The sequence below is a fragment of the Dyella subtropica genome (genome assembly GCF_026283965.1).
Classification (GTDB): Bacteria; Pseudomonadota; Gammaproteobacteria; order Xanthomonadales; family Rhodanobacteraceae; genus Dyella_D; species Dyella_D subtropica.
Window position 1 is genome coordinate 48,072 of the sequence record NZ_JAPDPD010000012.1, and the last position, 18,647, is coordinate 66,718.

16 protein-coding genes are annotated in these 18,647 nt (G+C 58.8%); 9 read left to right on the forward strand and 7 right to left on the reverse strand.

Annotated features, from left to right (window positions below):
- Positions 1-210 precede the first annotated feature (210 nt).
- From OUZ45_RS11860 to OUZ45_RS11880, 5 genes are all read left to right on the forward strand, one after another.
- Positions 211-2,235, forward strand: coding sequence for a class III lanthionine synthetase LanKC N-terminal domain-containing protein (locus tag OUZ45_RS11860; protein WP_266170310.1), 2,025 nt, complete (start codon positions 211-213; stop codon positions 2,233-2,235).
- The gene (locus OUZ45_RS11865) at positions 2,204-2,983 is read left to right on the forward strand and encodes a lanthionine synthetase C family protein (RefSeq protein WP_266170420.1); all 780 of its coding nucleotides are present in this window, start codon (positions 2,204-2,206) and stop codon (positions 2,981-2,983) included. The genes OUZ45_RS11860 and OUZ45_RS11865 overlap by 32 nt, the downstream gene beginning before the upstream one ends.
- A 34-nt stretch (positions 2,984-3,017) precedes the next feature.
- Positions 3,018-4,343, forward strand: a complete 1,326-nt coding sequence (locus OUZ45_RS11870; RefSeq protein ID WP_266170312.1) for an ABC transporter permease — start codon at positions 3,018-3,020, stop codon at positions 4,341-4,343.
- A 16-nt stretch (positions 4,344-4,359) separates the two neighbouring features.
- On the forward strand, positions 4,360-5,571 hold the full coding sequence (locus OUZ45_RS11875; protein WP_266170313.1) for an ABC transporter permease: 1,212 nt from the start codon (positions 4,360-4,362) through the stop codon (positions 5,569-5,571).
- 145 nt (positions 5,572-5,716) lie between these two features.
- The gene (locus tag OUZ45_RS11880) at positions 5,717-7,459 is read left to right on the forward strand and encodes an ABC transporter ATP-binding protein (protein WP_266170314.1); all 1,743 of its coding nucleotides are present in this window, start codon (positions 5,717-5,719) and stop codon (positions 7,457-7,459) included.
- A 71-nt stretch (positions 7,460-7,530) separates the two neighbouring features.
- On the opposite strand, the gene OUZ45_RS11885 is transcribed toward OUZ45_RS11880, so the two are convergent.
- From OUZ45_RS11885 to OUZ45_RS11895, 3 genes are all read right to left on the reverse strand, one after another.
- Entirely contained in the window at positions 7,531-8,250 is a 720-nt protein-coding gene (locus OUZ45_RS11885) for a pseudouridine synthase (RefSeq protein ID WP_266170315.1), read from the reverse strand.
- Positions 8,251-8,412: 162 nt separating this feature from the next.
- Entirely contained in the window at positions 8,413-9,189 is a 777-nt protein-coding gene (locus tag OUZ45_RS11890; protein WP_266170316.1) for an ABC transporter permease, read from the reverse strand.
- A complete protein-coding gene (locus OUZ45_RS11895; protein ID WP_266170317.1) occupies positions 9,186-10,181 on the reverse strand; it encodes an ABC transporter ATP-binding protein in 996 nt (331 codons plus the stop codon). The genes OUZ45_RS11890 and OUZ45_RS11895 overlap by 4 nt, the downstream gene beginning before the upstream one ends.
- Positions 10,182-10,274: 93 nt before the next feature.
- Between OUZ45_RS11895 and OUZ45_RS11900 the strand changes: the two genes are divergently transcribed.
- The 3 genes from OUZ45_RS11900 to OUZ45_RS11910 all read left to right on the forward strand — a co-directional run bounded on the left by OUZ45_RS11900 (position 10,275) and on the right by OUZ45_RS11910 (position 12,432).
- Positions 10,275-11,021, forward strand: coding sequence for a ferredoxin--NADP reductase (locus tag OUZ45_RS11900; protein ID WP_266170318.1), 747 nt, complete (start codon positions 10,275-10,277; stop codon positions 11,019-11,021).
- A gap of 285 nt (positions 11,022-11,306) precedes the next feature.
- Positions 11,307-11,657, forward strand: a complete 351-nt coding sequence (locus OUZ45_RS11905) for a hypothetical protein (protein WP_266170319.1) — start codon at positions 11,307-11,309, stop codon at positions 11,655-11,657.
- A 481-nt stretch (positions 11,658-12,138) separates the two neighbouring features.
- Entirely contained in the window at positions 12,139-12,432 is a 294-nt protein-coding gene (locus OUZ45_RS11910) for a hypothetical protein (RefSeq protein ID WP_266170320.1), read from the forward strand.
- A 19-nt stretch (positions 12,433-12,451) separates the two neighbouring features.
- Here the strand turns inward: OUZ45_RS11910 and OUZ45_RS11915 are convergent, their stop codons facing one another.
- The 4 genes from OUZ45_RS11915 to OUZ45_RS11930 form a co-directional block, all read right to left on the reverse strand.
- Positions 12,452-13,396, reverse strand: a complete 945-nt coding sequence (locus OUZ45_RS11915) for a fimbrial protein (RefSeq protein ID WP_266170321.1) — start codon at positions 13,394-13,396, stop codon at positions 12,452-12,454.
- Positions 13,393-16,173, reverse strand: coding sequence for a fimbria/pilus outer membrane usher protein (locus tag OUZ45_RS11920; RefSeq protein WP_266170323.1), 2,781 nt, complete (start codon positions 16,171-16,173; stop codon positions 13,393-13,395). Before OUZ45_RS11920 ends, OUZ45_RS11915 begins: the two co-directional genes overlap by 4 nt.
- The gene (locus tag OUZ45_RS11925; RefSeq protein ID WP_266170324.1) at positions 16,170-16,913 is read right to left on the reverse strand and encodes a fimbrial biogenesis chaperone; all 744 of its coding nucleotides are present in this window, start codon (positions 16,911-16,913) and stop codon (positions 16,170-16,172) included. Before OUZ45_RS11925 ends, OUZ45_RS11920 begins: the two co-directional genes overlap by 4 nt.
- Positions 16,914-17,028: 115 nt before the next feature.
- Positions 17,029-17,562, reverse strand: coding sequence for a fimbrial protein (locus OUZ45_RS11930; RefSeq protein WP_266170325.1), 534 nt, complete (start codon positions 17,560-17,562; stop codon positions 17,029-17,031).
- A 477-nt stretch (positions 17,563-18,039) separates the two neighbouring features.
- Here OUZ45_RS11930 and OUZ45_RS11935 point away from each other — a divergent pair, with 477 nt between their 5' ends.
- Positions 18,040-18,645 (forward strand): hypothetical protein, encoded by a 606-nt coding sequence (locus tag OUZ45_RS11935; protein WP_266170326.1) that lies wholly within the window; start codon positions 18,040-18,042, stop codon positions 18,643-18,645.
- The last annotated feature ends 2 nt before the right edge of the window (positions 18,646-18,647 follow it).

Below are 18,647 nucleotides of genomic sequence, written 5' to 3' on the forward strand. Positions count from 1 at the left end.
TCCGGCTAGCACGTGTAGCTATGCGGGGTGCGGTGCCTGTTCCAGCGCGAGCGCATCTTCATGCGGTGCCGCTATAAATTTCATTGCGATTTGACTTGCCAGGGAAAGCATAAGATCCCACCTTCTATGGTGGGATCTTTCCTATCCATGTGAAGCAGGGCGACGATCGCTCAAGGTCTTTTTGGGTGGCTGAAATATAAGGTGTACGAAATGTCAGAGCTCGTCATCAAAGATAAGTTAATTTACCTGATCGCCGATCAGGATTTCTACGAAAACTTGTCCAGCTACCGCACACAAGAAAGGGATTTCAAGGAGGCGCTAGAGCGAAATCTTCCTGAGGGCTGGGAGCTGACTCGAAGATCTCTATGGTGGGACTGCTCCCCGCAAGAAGTGGTTTTACCCGATCATGGCTGGAAGATTCACTTGTCAGCTACCCCGGCTCATGCACCAGCCATTCTTATGACGGCAGCGAGGGTTATGTTCGAATCGAATGTGCCGTTCAAATTCGTGGTTGACCGCACACTTCTGATGATGATGAATGGCAAGCGATGGGATCGTGGCACAGCTGGCAAGTTCATTACGATATATCCAAAAGATACAAATCAGTGCGCGCAGCTTCTAGAGAAACTGTACGCATCGATGATTGGATATTGGGGGCCTTACATACTCTCAGATCGTCGCTATAGGGATAGTCGTATTGTCCACTATCGATATGGGGGCATCCTTCCAACAAAGCGCACAGATATAGATGGGAGAGCCGTGTATGTTGTAAGTGATGGTAAGGGTGGGTATCGGGACGATGAACGATCTCCCCACTTTGCGCTACCGGCCGACGTCGTTGATCCATTTCAAGGAGTGGTGGGCTCTTCAGGTGATATCGCGGAAGCAGGGTGTTTGAAAGACGGCCGTTATAAGATTGAGGCCGCCTTGAGCTACAGCAATGCGGGCAATGTCTATTTGGCAGAGGACCGGCATTTATCAAGAAAGGTCGTTATCAAAGAGGCTCGCCCATACACAAATATTTCAGTACGAGGATTGGACGCCATCCAGTTGCTAAAAAAGGAGTGGCGGATTCTGCAAATGATAGAGTCAGAAGGTATCGCCCCGAGGCCCCTTGATTTCTTCTTCGACTGGGAGCATGCGTATCTTGTCGAGGAGTATTTGGGTAATGCGATTACGCTTCGCGAATATTTCGCCAGGATTAGTATCGCTTTGCGGACGCGTGCCAATAATGCGGAGAATCGTGAATTCTATACTAAGTATAGACATATCGCTGTGGAGTTGGTGAGCCTTGTTAAGAGGTTGCACAATCTAAACATCATATTCAGCGACCTGTCCATAGAAAATGTGATGGTGAGCAATCATGGGGGCGATGGGCGAGTGGATCTGCGCCTCATCGACTTTGAAGGCGCTTATGAGAGCGGCGTGGATATCCCAACTCATCTATTCACACCTGGGTTTTCCCCATCCGATTTTGAGTCCCGTGGTATGGCGACCCCGGAGGATGATTACTATGCGCTTGGCGCGTTGATGTTGGCTGGATTGTTTCCTGTGAATGGCATGCTTTTGGTAAATCCACGCGGTTACGAAAAGTATCTGTCGTCATTTTCCATAGATTTTGATGTGCCAGAATGTGTCGTGAAGAGCATTCGTCGTCTGCTGAGTAGTGATGCAGATGTGCGTCTTTGCCCAGAGGAAGTGGGGTCCACATGGCCGGTGGACTATCCATCGTGCACACCATCGATGACAACCCTTGAGGTTGATTCCATTGACCTAGGTAATGTGATAGCGAGGATTCTTTCGTTCATAGATGCGAACGCTGACTTCCAGAGAAGAGATCGTCTGTACCCTGCGGACCCATGCGTGTTCGAGACCAATCCTCTAAGCATCGCCCATGGTGCGTGTGGGATCGCTTATGTAATGCATCGAATTCGTGGAAGGGCTGAAGATAAGGTTTTGGATTGGATTCTTTCTCATCAGGTTCGAGCTGATGCCTATTCGCCAGGTCTGTACGGCGGTCTTTCTGGAGTGGCCTGGTCGTTGTCGGAGATGGGGCTTGTCGAGGATGCGCTAGCTATTCTCAAATCGACTGATGATCATCATTTGTTGTGGCGCTCCGCAGATGTATTCAACGGAGTGTCGGGTTGGGGTATGACGCAGCTTCACTTCCATAGGAAGACAGGAGATGCGGCCCATCTTGCAAATGCAATTCGAGGGGGGGCAGTTCTTAATTGACAGTAGAACTGTCGAGAAGGGTCGCGAGGGGGGTGAGACGGAGCAGTGTTACTGGTCGACCCCGGATGGAGTTTCGGCGAGTTTTGGCCATGGAGCTGCAGGTGTTTGCCTGTTTCTTCTGTATCTCTATCTTGCAACCGGCAAAGATGAGTACCTCAAGGTTGGCAGGCAGGGCATAGCCTGGATCCTTGAGCAGGGACGCTTGAATGCTGACGGAGGTCTTACATGGGTGGCTCGTAATAGAACGCCCTCCTATACACCTTACTGGAGATGGGGGAGCTCAGGAATTGGACGGGTTCTATTGCGGTATTGGCGGGTCACCGGTGACGGTCTGTATGGCGAAAGAATCAACGATATCCACATAGATTGTGATCGTAAGTACACGATCTTCCCGGGTTATTTTTTTGGCTTAGCCGGGATTGTAGAGTTCTACATGGACCTTGCACGATTTCCGGAGTGGGAGGAGAAGGCTATGGAGAGTGCAAAGAAGCTTCTGGCCGGAAGTCTTCTCTTTCAGATAGAAAGATCAGGCGGGCTCGCGTTTCCAGGTGAATCACTTAATCGAATAAGTTGTGATTTTGGAACGGGTGGAGCAGGGATTGCGTTGGTAATGAATCGCTATCTGACTCGTTGCGGATCGTCCTTCATGGTCGACGAACTCGTGCCGGGATGGGCGCGTTGTGATTCACCAAGAACCATTGCTGGCCTTGGGGCATTCAGCACGTTGGTTCACGCTGATGGCTCGTAAGGGATACGTTCCTGACCTTCGATGGAAACCAGGCATGTTTGGCTATTACTTGGAGTTGGCCCTTAAGGGGCTTGCTCGCAACAAGATACTGACAACGCTCATGGTTTTGAGCATAGCCATGGGCATCGGGACAAGCATGACAACGTTGACGATCATGCACGCCCTCGCAGGCGATCCGTTGCCTTCGCGAAGTGCGTATCTCTATTACCCACAACTCGATCCCTTCCCGACGGTGGCGGCGGATCATACGGAACCTCCGGATGTGATGGATTACAGGTCAGCCGTGGACCTTTGGGAAGCCGGTCGTGCGGACCGTCAGGCATTGATTGCTAGCAGTCCGATCAAAGTGCGTGCTCCGGATACCAAAGTGCCTGCAGCGATGCTCTCTATGCTATCCACAACGTCCGATTTCTTTCCTATGTTCAAGGTCTCATTCAAGTTTGGCGGCGCATGGACGCCAGAAGAAGACCGAAGCCGGGCACGGGTCGTAGTGATTTCGTCCAGTCTCAATGAGCTCCTGTTCGGTGGGGCGAATAGTGTCGGGCGGATCATCCGGGCCAGGGATGCAGACTTGCGTATCGTCGGTGTTCTTGAGCCATGGCGGCCGGTGCCGTTGTTCTATGAAGTAATGGGTGGAGGGTTTCTGCGCGGAAACACAGCCGACTTCTATGGAAGACCTGAGGATATTCTCGCTCCTTTCAGTACCGGTCTCGACATCAATGCTCCCGCTTTCAGTCCCTTCATGTGTTGGCAGCCTCACGACGAAGCAGTCAGCATGATGAAGTCATCCTGTGTCTGGGTGGGCCTTTGGGTGGAGTTGGGTGACAGTGCCAAGGTTAGGAGCTATCGCGAATTTTTGGATGGGTACGCGAAACAGCAGGTGGCATTGGGCCGCTTTGTGGCCGGCAAGAGCACTCGCTTACGCAGTCTCATGGAGTGGCTGGACTACAACGGAGTAGTGCCATCCGACGTCCGTCTTCAAACGTGGGTGGCGTTCTCGTTTCTCGGGATGTGTCTGTTGAATGCAGCTGGTCTACTCCTGGCAAGCTTTCTACGGCGTGGCTACGAGATCGGTACTCGGCGTGCTCTGGGTGCGACGACTGGCGATGTGTTCTTTCAACATATGGTCGAGGCTGGTCTTCTTGGCGTACTGGGAGGTATCGCGGGCATGATGCTTACCCTGCTGGGCCTGTATCTCATGCGTCTGCAACCGACGCCTTATGCTGATCTGATTCGACTCGATCTTGGCATGTCGTTGACGATCATCGCCCTTTCGATGGTCAGTGCCCTTCTCGCCGGCGTTCTGCCTGCGATCCGGGCATGCCGTGTCGCCCCAAGCCTTCAGTTGAAGGCCCTTTGAAGAAGGGACGTGTCATATGCTGTTGCAACCTTTGGTCATCGCCTGGCGACGCCATCGCCTGGCAACCCTATTGCTGGTCCTAGAAATAGCGATTGCATACGGTGTTCTTTGCAACGCGTGCTATCTGGTTGCGGGTCGACTCGCCACAATCAGATCGCAAAGCGGTCTTGATGAATCGTCCTTGGCGGCAGTTCAGCTGAGTGGTAGCGGGGCCGGTTCAGGGGCCGCCATCAACGCTGCCGTGCTGGCGGGTATTCGCTCAATTCCGGGTGTTCAAGAGGCTGGCGTCCTCAACACCGTGCCGTTTGGTATGCAGAAGGCAGCGGTTGAGATCGCCAGGCAGCCCGAAGGAGGCGCCGCAGCGAAGGCAGACTTCTACATTGGGGGGGAGGGAAGCATCGAGGCTTTGGGGTTGCGCGTGATTTCAGGAAGACTGCCTGCCACGGATGATTATCTTCCCCTCGCTGGTTCATTGCCGGCTGACGGTTTAGTGCTTGTTACGAAATCCTTGTCCGATTACCTCTGGCCCCAATCTACTCCGTTGGGCAAGGAGTTCTGGGTCGACAAAAGGCGCTTCAGAGTCATTGGGATACTGGAACGTCTGCCCATCGCGAGGCCGGGCAGCAGGGGAAACAGTAGCATCAATTGGTCGATCTTCGCCCCTGTGAAGCCCGGAGATGCATTGGTGGGCTCGTACGTCCTGCGAGCATCAGAAGGGGACATGCAACGAGTGCTGAGCAACGTTGAAAAAGTGGTGGCAACCATTGTCCCCGACATCGTTTTTGACAGAGCGCAAAGCCAGACCATCGAGACGCTTCGAAAGGCGTACTTTCAGCGAGATATTTCTTTGATTGCCCTACTGGCAGGCGTTGTTATGGCACTTCTGCTAGTGGCGGCATTTGGTATCGGTGGGCTAGCAAGCTTCTGGGTCGAACAAAGGCGTCGGCACATTGGCATTCGACGGGCTTTGGGTGCAACGCGCAGGGACATAAGGCATCAGTTCCAGGCGGAGAACTTCTCTATTGTCACAGCAGGAATCGCGGTTGGTGTAGTTATCGCCATCGGTTTGAGCCTCATCTATACGCGTTACTACGCCGCGCCGACTCTGCCACTCTCCTATCTGCTGATTGGCGGTCTTTCTCTGTGGCTTCTTGGCCAGGTGGCCGTGCTCGGTCCAGCTATTCGAGCTGCGGCGGTGGAGCCCGTGGCGGCTATCAGGTTTGGATAGGTTCGGTCTGCGATGTGGGTTTCGCGGCTTTCAGCCGGCTGCGAAATGGATAAACCTTCAAATCAATCGCGAGATGCACGGACGAAAGCATTCGAGCAAGTCCAGGGCTCCTGACGCTTTGTGGGACGAGGCAAGGATGGCATAGATGTTTGAGAAGAGTAGCTCCAAGGCTCCATCGATGTTGGAGCAGATGCTCAAGATCTACGGATTGGGGCGTCCCTACGCTGGCAGGCTCGTCATCTGTCTGACGCTGATCATGCTGGTTTCGATCACAACGCTGATGTTGCCACTAGGTATAGGTCGTCTATTCGATAAGCTCGGTGATGGACATGACGATGGTTACGTTTCGATCATCGCACTCTCACTCCTTCTTCTGTTTGTTGCTCGCGGTGTCTTGAGCTTCTTTGGACAGTACATCCTTCAGTCCACCGGCGACAGAATAAGCTGCGATCTCCGCGTTAACCTGTTTTGTCATATTCATGGATTGTCGATCGACTTTCATCACCGGCAGCGTACCGGTGATCTTCTGTCGAGATTGAATAATGACATTCTATCGATAAAGAACATCATCTCAGGAATCATGATAACATTCATTATGTCTGGTCTACAGCTTATCGGGGCTTCGGTTATCATGCTGATAATGAACTGGCGTCTTGGCCTTCTGGTTCTCTCCATGGCCCCTCTCGCCTCGATGGTGTCCCATGTCTTCGGGCCTGTATTTCGCAAATTATCCTTAAGGATTCAGAACGAGCTCGGCCAGTCTTCATCTTTGGCGCAAGAAACCCTGGCCGGGGTGGAAGTAGTGGCATCTTTTGGTCGCCACCAATATGAGGTTGGTCGATACAAGGCGCTTACTGAGCGATTCCTGTTCGCTGCTCTAGGAGCGAGAAAGGTGGACGCGGTATTTAGCGCCTTAATTGCTTTCATCAGCTCGTCCTCCACGATTGCTACTATCTGGCTTGGAGGCTCTGAGGTCGTTGCTGGGGGGCTTAGTGTTGGCGCTCTCGTCTCATTTTTGCTCTATTCCCAGAACGTTACGCAGGGCATATCAGCTCTGGCGCAACAATACTCGGCTGTGAATCAATCGATCGGAGCGTCAATGCGCGTATTCGAGATTCTGGAATCCGCGCCTAAAGTTGCCGATCGGCGTCGCGCCGTGCCCTTGAATACCTCCGCTGCGTTGATAGTCTTTGATGACGTGACTTTTGCGTACGACGACTCCTTGATCCTCAAGAATATCTCGATTGAAGCTCGGGCTGGCGAGATGATTGCCCTGGTTGGTGCTAGTGGATCGGGAAAGTCGACCCTTCTGAAACTCATACCGAGGTTGTATGACGTATCATCCGGTTCGATCAGAATCAATGGAACCGATGTTCGGGACTATGATTTGCAATCGGTACGCGATGCAGTTGCGGTTGTTCCTCAGGACGTTTTTCTTTTTGCGTCAACCGTACGTGAAAACATCCGCTATGGCAGGCTTGAGGCAACCGATGAAGAGGTCGAAGCTGCGGCTCGTGCTGCCAATGCGCACGAGTTCATTGAACGCATCCCGGGCGGCTATGATGCCCCGATTGGGGAGCGTGGAATCCAGCTGAGTGGCGGTCAGCGTCAGCGATTGTCTATTGCCAGGGCGCTAGTAAAAAAGGCTCCGATTCTTCTTCTTGACGAAGCCACCTCGTCGGTCGATTCAGGGTCAGATGTCTTGATCAGCGAGGCTATCGAGAGGGTCAAGGCTAGCTGCACTGTGTTCATCAGTGCCCATCGGTTGGAAACAGTTCGATCTGCGGACCAGATCATCTTGTTGAACGATGGCGTGATAGTGGGGCGGCCGACCTTCGAGGAAGTGGCTGCGCTATTTTGTCGCACAACCTCATCCCAGGAGGCGTGAGATCTCGGAGGGCTCGCTCCGTTGAGTGTTCGTGGTGACAACATGTCCCGTGCCACATTCCACAACGCGCATTACCACTGCGTGCGTCCGGGTAGCAGCCCTTTGAGTTCCGCCTCGGTCAGGTTGCGCCACTGCCCGGGCTTCAGATGGCCGAGCTTGACGTTGATGATGCGTACGCGGCGCAGCTGGGTGACGCGGTAGCCGAAGGCGGCGGCCATCAGGCGGATCTGCCGGTTGAGACCCTGGGTGAGCACGATGGCGAAGCCGAACTTGGCGATCTTGCGGGTGCGGCAGGGCTTGGTCATCTGACCGTGGATGCGTACGCCCTTGGCCATGCCGGCGAGGAATTCGTCGGTGACGGGTTTGTTCACCGCCACCAGGTATTCCTTCTCGTGGTTGTTCTCGGCGCGCAGGATCTCGTTGACGATATCGCCGTTGCTGGTGAGCAGGATCAGGCCTTCCGAATCCTTGTCCAGGCGGCCGATGGGAAACACGCGTTGCTGATGATCGACAAAGTCGACGATGTTGCCGTCGACGGTCTGGTCGGTGGTGCAGGTGATGCCGACCGGTTTGTTCAACGCGATGTAGACGCCCTTCTTGGCCGCCGGGTTGGCGGCGAGGACGCGCGCGTGCACGATCTCGCCATCCACACGCACTTCATCGCCTTCCAGCGCTTTGGCGCCGGTGGTGACGACTTCGCCGTTGATGGTGACGCGCCCGGCCAGCAGCAACTCGTCCGCCTCGCGGCGGGAGCAGATACCGGCTTCGCTGATGTATTTGTTGACGCGCATGATCTGCTACAGGGCTCGTTCAAACGTATGGAGACATCGTCATTCCGGCGAAAGCCGGAATCCAGTGAGGTATGCGTGCGAAGCACACAAAATCGTTTTGAGTGCTTCGCACGAGTTATTCAACTGGATTCCGGCTTTCGCCGGAATGACGAGCAATAAGCATCAAGAGCGCAGCCCAACGCCGCGCTTGAGCAGCTGCAGCGCGACGGCGGACAACACGACTACAAACAGCAGCATCACCGCGAAGGCGAGGCCGATCTGGACGTCGCTGACGCCGAGCACGCCGAAGCGGAACGCATTGACCATGTACAGGATGGGGTTGACCCGCGAGATGCTCTGCCACGGCTCGGACAGCATGTTCACCGAATAGAACACGCCACCGAGGTAGGTCAGCGGCGTGAGCACGAAGGTGGGTACCAGCGCGATGTCGTCGAACTTCTTGGCGTACACCGCATTGACGAAACCCGCCAGCGAAAAGATCGTGGCCCCCAGCAGCACCGAGGCGAAGGTGATCAGCGGGTGCACGACGTGCAGGTTGGTGAAGAACAGCGCGATGATCAGCACCAGTGCACCGACACCGACGCCGCGTACGACGGCGCCAGCGACATAGCCGAGCAGAATCACCCAGTTCGGCATCGGCGACACCAGCATTTCTTCCACTGCGCGGCTGAACTTGGCGCCGAAGAACGAACTGGAGATGTTGCCGTAGCTGTTGGTGATGATGCTCATCATCACCAGGCCCGGCACGATGTACTGCATATAGGTGAAACCGCCCTCGATGGTGCCGATGCGGCCGCCGATGAGCTTGCCGAAGATCACGAAGTACAGCGTCATCGTGATCGCAGGCGGAATCAGCGTCTGCGTCCAGATGCGCATGATGCGCATGATCTCGCGGCGAACAATGGTGTGGAGTGCGACGAGGTTGCCGGCAGCGTTCATGCGACTTTCTCCACGGCCTTGCCGGTGGGGCCTTGGTTGTTGCGGCCCTGCTCTTGTCGACCATTCTCGACCAGGCGGACGAACAGTTCTTCCAAACGATTGGTCTTGTTGCGCATCGAAGTGACCGTGATGCCATGCGCGGACAGCGCCGTGAACAGCGAGTTGAGATCGTGGGCGCGGGACATTTCCGCTTCCAGGGTGTGGTCGTCGATGCGGCGCAGGGAAACGCCCGGCAGGTTGGGCAATTCGCCCGGCACGCTGCCGACATCGAGCACGAAGGTTTCCACGTCCAGCGTGGAGAGCAGCCGCTTCATCGTGGTGTTTTCGATGATGGTGCCGCGATCGATGATCGCGATGTTGCGGCACAGCTGCTCGGCCTCTTCCAGGTAATGCGTGGTGAGGATGACCGTGGTGCCGGCGGCATTGATGCCACTGATGAACTGCCACATGGAACGGCGGATTTCGATGTCCACGCCCGCGGTAGGCTCGTCGAGGATCAGCAGCTTCGGCTCGTTCATCATGGCGCGGGCGATCATCAGGCGGCGTTTCATGCCGCCGGAAAGCATGCGGGCCTGGTCCTGGGCCTTGTCCCACAGGCGCAGTTCCTTGAGGTACTTCTCCGCGCGCTCGATCGCGATCTTGCGGGGGATACCGTAGAAACCTGCCTCGTTCACGCAGATGTCGAACGGCTTCTCGAACTGATTGAAATTGATCTCCTGGGGCACCAAGCCGATCAGCTGCATGGCCTTGCCGCGCTGCTTGTGGACCGAGACGCCGAAGATCTGCGCGTCGCCGCCGCTGGCGTTCACCAGCGAGGACAAGATGCCGATCAGGGTGGATTTGCCGGCGCCATTGGGGCCGAGCAGGGCAAAGAAGTCGCCGGGCTGCACGGTCAGGCTGATGCCTTTGAGGGCTTCAACGCCGTTTCCGTAGGTTTTGCGCAGGTTGTCGACGACCAGGGCGGGGACAGTAGAGGAAGGCTGGGTGGGCATGGGCTGCACCGAGGGGGCTAGCCTCTTATTATAGCGGGCTCGTTCCCGCCGGCCGGTTCTGCCGGGCGCACTCACTGTTTCCCCCGGATTCCCATGGCCGACTACTTCACGCTCCGTCTCGTCGACAGCTACATGCTTGCGCCCGCAGTGCGCCATCTCGTGTTCGAGCGGGCCGACGGCCAGCCGCTGGCCTTCGTGCCAGGGCAGTTCCTGCAGGTGCATTTCCACTACGACGACGGCACCGCCACCAAGCGCAGCTATTCGGTGGGGACGGTGGGCGATGGCAGCTCGCCGGTGCAGCGCATCGAAATCGCGGTGAGCTATGTGGAGGGCGGCGCGGCCACCAAGCTACTCGGCGACCTGCAGCATGGCGAAACCATCGAGGCCAGCGGTCCTTACGGCCGTTTCTGCCTGCAGGCCGGCGATACCCACCCGCGCTACCTGCTGATCGCCACCGGCACCGGCGTCACGCCTTACCGCGCCATGCTGCCGCAGCTCCAGGCACTGCTGGCCAAGGGCGATCGCGAAGTGGTGCTGCTCTACGGTGCCCGCAACGAAGGCGAGCTGCTGTACGGCGAAGAATTCGAAGCGTTCGCCCAAGCCAACCCTGGCTTCACCTTCCACGGCTGCCTCAGCCGGGAGGCCCGTGCCGTGCCGCGTCCGAACGACCGCAACGGCCACGTTCAAGGCGTGCTGGCCGAGCTGGCACCTAGTGCGGAGCGTGACATCGCCTACCTGTGCGGCAACCCGAACATGGTCGATGCCGCCTTTGCCGCACTGAAGGAATACGGCCTGCCGGTGCCGCAGATCCGCCGCGAGAAGTACATCTCGTCTCGCTGAACCGACGGGCCGGATGTTCGTCCCGGCCCATCGCTGCCCGCCCGCTGCCCGGCGCCTTTTCGATATCCCGGCGCGGGCCAAGCGGAGACATTAAGGCGGTGCTAAGTCACTGATCTGGCGGGGCGGCTAAAGGGTATAGCTACGCACAAGGGCGACCGCCGTCTCCTATCTTTGTGATGCAAATCACATCTCGGCCACATGCCCGGGATTCCGGCTAAAGGCCGGCAAACAGCTGCCGACAGTACCTGAAAGCGCTCATCCGTCATGGGGGCGCGGGAGGGCGGTATGCGGTGCTTGATTCGCAAGACGCTGGCGGGTTGTGTGGTCGTTGCGGCGCTGTTGGCGTCGTCTTCCGCGTTTGCGGACGGCGGTGTCGTCGTTTTCTCCGGGGCCATCACCGAGCCCACATGTTCAGTGGGGCAGCAGCGCATCAGCGCAGCTGAGGCGTCGGCTAACACCGCCCAGCGATACAACTGCACCGAACGGGCCGATGCCAGCCCGGGGCAGGCCGCGCAATCCTACGCGCTGTCGGTGACGGCGCTGACCGAAACGCCGCTGGCCTCAGATCACTTAATCGTCTACTTCGCCCATTACTTGAGCGCGCAGCCCAAATTGGTGACTCAGACCTATGAGTGACCGGGGTTTGGGGGACGGCGGATGCTCGCCATAGCGCTCCTGTCCCTGGCAGCGATCGTGCCAAGCACACGCCGTCCCGCATGGCAAAGACACGGCTGCGTCCAAACGTGATGAGGGCCGCATTCGCATATCACTCGCACTACGTGCGTAGCGTGATCGAATTCAAAATTTCTGCACACTGACGCGCAACGACACGGGGCGTGATGGAAGTCGCGCTTAGTCGCCCAATCTGTTTAGCGAAGTTCGTGATCACTTGCAAAGCATCAACGTGCTGAGCCGTTATCGCAGGCAAGCGTGATGAAAACCTCGCTTTCTCGCCTGACAAAACACATTTTGTAGACACGCCCTAGCGTCTGATAGAAAACCCCCAAAAGCTAAACCCGCAGAGCCCAAAGCCGTCCATCTGTGCGTGGACGTGGGAGGCGATATGCGAGGTTTGAATCGAAAGACTCTGGCGGCTTGTGCCGTCGCTCTGACGCTCATGACGCGCGCCGTACATGCCGATGGCGGGCAGCTGGTTTTCTCCGGCGCCATCGTGGAGCCCACATGCTCTGTCGGGCTGCAGCGTGTGCATGCCGCCGAGGCCGAGGCGGTCACTCCCCGGCGTTACAACTGCACCGAGCAGGCTGGGGCAGGTTCAGGGCGGGCCGCGCAAGCCTATGCGTTATCCGTGGTCAGCGTGGCAGGAACGCCGCTGGCCTCGGATCGGTTAATCACCTACTTCGCCGATTACTCGAGCGCGCCGCCCAAGTTGGTGACGCAGACTTATGAGTGATCACGCTTTTGCAGCGCGATTATTGGTAGGTGAGGGTGAAGGTAGCTGTGGCGTTGACCGTGCCTGCGGAAACCGGGCTGGCGGTCTGGTAATAGCGCGCATAGTAGGAAAGGTTTAACGGCCCGTTCGGTGTGGCGCCGACCACCGCAGGAGTACCGAACGTGATCGGTGCGAAGCTCTGATTGATCAGCTGTACGCCGATGTTCTGCGCTCGGCCGGCGCCGGAGGCGGGTGCGATGACGCCGGGGGCGCCGCCGAACGGTGCCGCGGTGTCGAACTGGATGGACATGGTGCTGCCGGCGGAACAGTTCAGCGAAATGGCGAATGCGGTGGCGCCCGCCACCGAGCCCACGCCGTTGAAGCCGGTGTTGGACACGGTCGGCAAGACCACGTTGATCGCGCTGTTGTTCACCGTGCACGAGGGGTAGACGAAGGTCAGCGAGCTGGCCAGATTGAAATCCTCGGCCTCCAGGCCGCCATAGTTCCAATAGGACAAAGTGCCCGCATTGAGTACGGCGCCATTGGCGATGGTGCCGGTCTTGACCAGCTCGAAGGCAGAGGCCACCGACAGGGTGTAGGTGCCGGCGGGAATCGAATTGCCGGGGTAGGGCGTCAAGTAATTGGACGAATCGGGATGGGCTATGCGGTAGCCCAGGCCGGGAACGTTGGTGGGATAGATCGTCGAGCCGGCCGAAGGATTAGCGCCGACCAGATTCTGGACGCCGTAACTAGTGGTCCTGGTGCAGTTGAGGTCATCGACCGGCGATGGAACGACGGGCGAGGAGGTGGCCAGCGTGGTACCGATCGCGGCCGTGGGATTGATCGTGATGGTGGAGCTGGCGAAGGAGATGTTCACCGCCAGCGTGCTGCCGTTGGTGAGCGAACATCGGGCGCCGGCTAGCTGCGGCAGCAGGGATAGCGCCACCAGCAGTAACAAAGCGGTGGCGTGGCGGATGCGCGTCATGAGTCGTTCCTGGCGATGGCGGTCGGGCTGCAGGTGGCCTCGATCTGCTCGTAGGCAGCCTGGCCCTTGGCGGGCGCCGGCAAGCGGTACGGGAAAGAACAAGTCATTGGCTTGTCGTCCTCAGTCTTCCATTGCACGGTGAGCTGGCCGCTGTCCTTGGCGCCGCGCACCAGAATACGTCCGGCCTGACCAACCACACCCAGGGCATGGTTCTGTTCGTCCACCACTTCGGCGCCGAACGGCACGACCTTGCCGTCGCTCTGACGCACCCGAGCGATTACCGAGCGGCCGCTGGTGGTCTTGAACTTCACCATCACGACGGAACCTGCGTGCGGTGCCACCTGAGCGCTGGTTGATTCGAGCTGTACAGACAGCGGCAGACCCTTGGGATCGATCTCCAGGGTGTTGAGGTTGTAAGGCGTGAGGTAAGGCACCAGGGCATAGCCGGAGCGGCTGATGCGCACGCCGGAGGCGTTGATCACGCGCGCGCCGGCTGCGTCAGGCGCAGCCACGATCGCCACGGTGTCACCCATCGGCTCGCCGAAGGTGATGCCGCCCGCATGAGCCACGATCGCGCCCGCAACGCTCAGCGAACCTTGCGAATAACCCTTGCCCGAGCCATAGCTGGCATTGAGCTGCGCATACGGGCTGCGATAACCGCCATAGACCGTGCCGGAGTTGCCGGTGCTACCGCCATTGCTGGTGCCGCTGTCATGCGACGCGGTGGCGCCGTAACTGAACTGGTTGTCGACACCGGCGGTGCCGCTCAGCGTGGCCTGTTCCAGCGTGCGCCCGGAGCTGTCGCGATTGATGTTCGCGCCGATCATCGGTGCATGCAGGCTGTCGCCCAGCGGCAAGGTGAAGCTGGCGAAAAACTGGTTGCTGTAACGGCCGTAGCTATCGCGCACGCGGGTGGTCGACAGGTTGTAGCTCAGGCGGTGGAAGGTGTTGTTGTAGCCGAGCTGAAACTGCACGTCGGTGCCGCTGCGATTCCAGTAATCCACCGTCGAGCCAGTGGCGTAGATCGAGCCGCCGCGCTCGCCCAGGCGCTGGCTCAGATTGATGTCGAAACGGCTGCGTTGCCGGTCGAGCTGGCTGGTGTAGGCGGTGAAGTTGTTGGCGTTGGCGCCCGTCAGCGCCTTGCGCTGGTCCGCTGTCAGCACGTTGTTCACAGTCACGCCGTCGATGGTGGTCACCGTCGTCGGGTCCACATAGCGATAGCCGCGGGCAAGGTCGCGCGCCAGCATGGCGTCGCGCAGGCTCAGGTAGCCGCTGGTGGAATAGCGGTACGTTGCAAGCGTGAACGAGGTATCGCTGCTGGGCAGAATCTTGCTGTAGCTCAGGCGCACGCTCTGTCCGTTCTGCGTCGTCTGCCCGGGGATTTCCGTGCGCGCCTCCGTGATGTCCATGGCGAGCGCGCCGTAGCGCGTGTTGAGCGCGCTGCCGAGCAGCACAGCGCCATAACCGGACGAAGCCACCATGCCGGCATAGCCGGTCAGCAGGTTGCTGAAACCACGCTGGATCGTGGCCTGCGCCAGCGCGGGGTGAGAGCGCAGCGAAGCATCGTGCAATTCGCCGGCCGCCACCGAGAAGCGAGTGACGCCTGGACGCAGCAGCTGCTGCACCGAGGCGTAGGGTACGGAGAACGTGCGCACGCGGCCATCGGCTTCGGTCACGCTCACATTGAGGTCGCCGCCGTAGCCGGTGGCATAGAGATCGGAGATGGTGAACGGACCCGGCGACACCGTCGTTTCGTACAGCACGACGCCGTTCTGGCGGACAGTGACTTTGGCATTGGTTTCGGCCACGCCGCGTACTGTCGGGGCATAACCGCGCAGCGAGTCGGGCAGCATGCGGTCGTCGGTAGTTACCTGCACGCCGCGAATGCTCACGCTGTCGAACAGCTCGCCGCTGGTATAGGAATCGCCCACAGTCATCTGCGCGTGCAGCGAGGGCAGGTCGCGGCGCAGATAGGTATCGATGTTGTGCCAATGCTTGTGCGAAGGTGTGCCCGCCGCGCCGGACTGCATCAGCAAGGTGGAGTCATGGCGCAACTGCCAGCCACCCAGGTTGAGGCCCGCATTGAGGCCCAGGAACGACGAAGTCTGGCTGACGCCGTTGCTGCGGCTGCGGTAGCTGTTGAAGCTGTAGTTCAGCAGGCCGGCGTTGATGCCGCGGTCCCAGTTTTCCGGGCTGACATAGCCGCGCGCGCGTGTGCCGAGCCAGGCCTGCGGAATGCTCACGTCCAGTCGCAGGTTGGGCTGGTCGAACGTCATCGTCGCTGCCGGGATCACGCTGCCGATATCCAGACAGCCTTGCGCGTCGGCCAGCTTGGTCTGCTGCTCGGCAGAGAGTTTCTGCAGCGGCAGGCCAAGCTGGTCGAACATCGCCTTGGTCAGGCAGGGGATGGCGTTGGCATCCGGCGTGGGCGAAGCGAAGCGCACATCGGTGTGGCCTACCCAGGCGCCATTGAGAAAGATGTCCGTGCGATAGATGCCCGGCACGATGACGGCGCCGCGCTCAAAACGGGACAAGTCACCGGTGTTGCGGCCAGCACCCGAAAGCAGGCTGCGGTCGAAGCTGGCTTCCAATGCCGCTGACGCATCAGCACCTGACGGCGCGGAAGCGCCGGACGCAGCGGCATTGGCTGCCGCTGCGAGTGCGGATGCATTCCAGCTGCCGAGCGCACCGGCAATTGCCACGCACAGCGACACCCGGCGGCAAACGGCATGGCCGTTGACGCGAGCGCGGCCATGACTGGCGCGCTCGACGTTCACGGTGCGATGGTGCTCTTGAAGGCGTTAGCGGCGCCGTAGTCGTTGATCGTAGTGAAGCTGACCGCGCTGCCAGTAGCCGGCTGCTGCGTCATGTCGTGCAGTGGCAAGCGCAGGTCGGACAGCGGTGCGACCATACCGATCTCGGCCGCTACGGTTTTGCTGCCGGCGCTCAGCGAAAGCTCGGTGATGGTGATGTGGAACGGGGTGGGGTTATGCGCCACCAGGGTGTAACCCTTGCCGTCGGGCACCGCTTTCCAGGTCAGCGCAGCCGGAGCTTTGAGCGGATCGCCTTGAAGGCCAGCGGGACGGTAGAACAGTTTCAGTCGCGAGCGCAGGGCCAGCTGCAGCAGGTTCTGGCCCTCGGCCTGCGGGCCAGTGGGCTTCGGTGGCACTTCCAGCACGTTCAGCCAGAACAGCGACTCGCGGTCGGCCGGCAACTGCTCGTGGGTATAGACGATGCGCAGGCTCTGTTCCTTCTTCGCTTCCATACGGAATAGCGGAGGGGTGATGAGAAACGGCACATCGACGGATTCGGGGGTGGAATGCACATCGCCGCGGTCGATCCATGATTCCACCAGGACCGGACGGTCGTTGTCGTTGGTAAGACGGACGGTGACTTCGCCATCCTTTGCGGGAAAGACCACACGGGTGCCGCCGATCAGCACATTGGCCTGCGCTTGTGGAGCGCCAAGGCATAAGGCCAACAGGCCCGCGCCAAGGGCGCAGACAAACTTCCTCATGGGATTTCCTCGCTATCACCAGGGTCGCTGCCGTGCCGCAGCGGTGCGCCGGAACCATTCCGGTTCCGGCGCTGCTTGCCACTTACTACTTACGACTTGCCAAAAACTTCGGGTCTTACTGGTACAGCATGGTGAACTGCACGGAAGTCGTCACGTTACCGGCGCCCGCAGCAGCGGTTGCGTAGTACTGGGCGTAGTAATTGACGGTGCCGGCGCCGCTCGTCAGAGCGAACTGCGGCTGCGAGGCGGAGTTGGTGAAGAGGTTGATGGCGGTGAAGCTGGAATCCAGCAGCTGCACTTCCACGCCGGTGGCGCTGCCACCGTTATTCTTCAGATTGCCGTCGGCCAAGATCGTCGGACCCGGCTCGAAGAACGTCTGAGCCTTGGTCAGCGCGCCGCAACCGGTCAGCGCGATGCTGAAGGGGGTGCGGCCAGCCGTGGCGGCGACGGCATTCAGCGCATTGGTCGATACGGTCGGCAGCGTCACGGCGATAGAAGCCGGGCTGTTGGCACCGTTGATCTTGCAGGTGGAGCTGTTGATGGTGCCGGTGACGGTGATGGTGCCGTCAGCAGCAGAAGCCGAGTTCGGGGCCAGGGCAGCGAAGCCGAGGGCGGCGATCAGGGCGGTGGTGACAAGAGTCTTCGTCATATGGGCCTTTGTCCTTCTGTGTCTTTTTATGGATGGGTTACAGCGGATGCGACGCAATCATCTGGACGCGGGCTCGTGCTATTTCCCCCTGCGTCTTGTCGGCTCTTTGAGGATACGGACACTGCCCGTGACACCCCTCAGATCGCTTGAGGGGGTTATAAGCAGAAGTCATGCCAAGCCGAAACAAACCATGATCTCCCTCATAGCTTGTGGTGAGAACTATCTCACAGAATTATTTGACGGTTTGTTGCTCGGCGTCAAAAAACCGACGATGCCGAAATCGGGTCCAAAAGTGACTATTTTTTGCCAAGCCCTTGCAAATACTTAGGAAAATTCCCCTTGATGGGTCTTGTCGGGTTTTTGATGTAAAGCACGCTTGACAAAATGGCGTGCACCTCCCTAGGCTTGATGTCAAGCAAGCTTGACACGAGCCCCTCCTGGGGCGACATGGCCGGGGGAACGGGGATGGAAAGAGTCATGGAAAGTCTGACCAGGCGCATGGCCCGATGGCCGGCCTGGCAGCGCTGGGTCCTGATGCTGATAGTGCTAAGTGGGTTGTGGGGAGCGCTGATGCTGTCCGCCCGGACCACCAGTGTGACCCTGCGCTTGCTGTATCTCGCCGTAGCGGTCGCAACGATGCCCTTGATGATCCATGTGGGTCGTGCGGTGACCTGCGAGGGCCGCGACCCCATGCGCCGCGAAGATCGCCGCTACGTGCGCGAGTTCACTCTGGGCATGGTGACCTATGTGCTGACCATGATGTTCGTGTGGCCGCTGCTCAGACAGGTTGAGCCGGTCTGGCTCAAGGGCGTGATTGCATTCACGCCGGCCATTCCGGTCGCGCTGGTGATCCTGGCCATGGTGCGCTACGTGCTCGGCAGCGACGAGTTCATGCAACGGATGCATCTCCAGGCGCTCGCGGTCGCGGCCGGCGTGGTGGGCTTTGCCAGCATGGCCGTGGGGTTCCTGGTGGCCGCGGAAGTGCTTGCACTGGACGGCAGCATGCTGCTGTACGTCTACCCCGCGCTGTGCGTGGTGTATGGCGTGGCGTTTGCCTGGTCCAAGCGCCGCTATCGCGACTGATG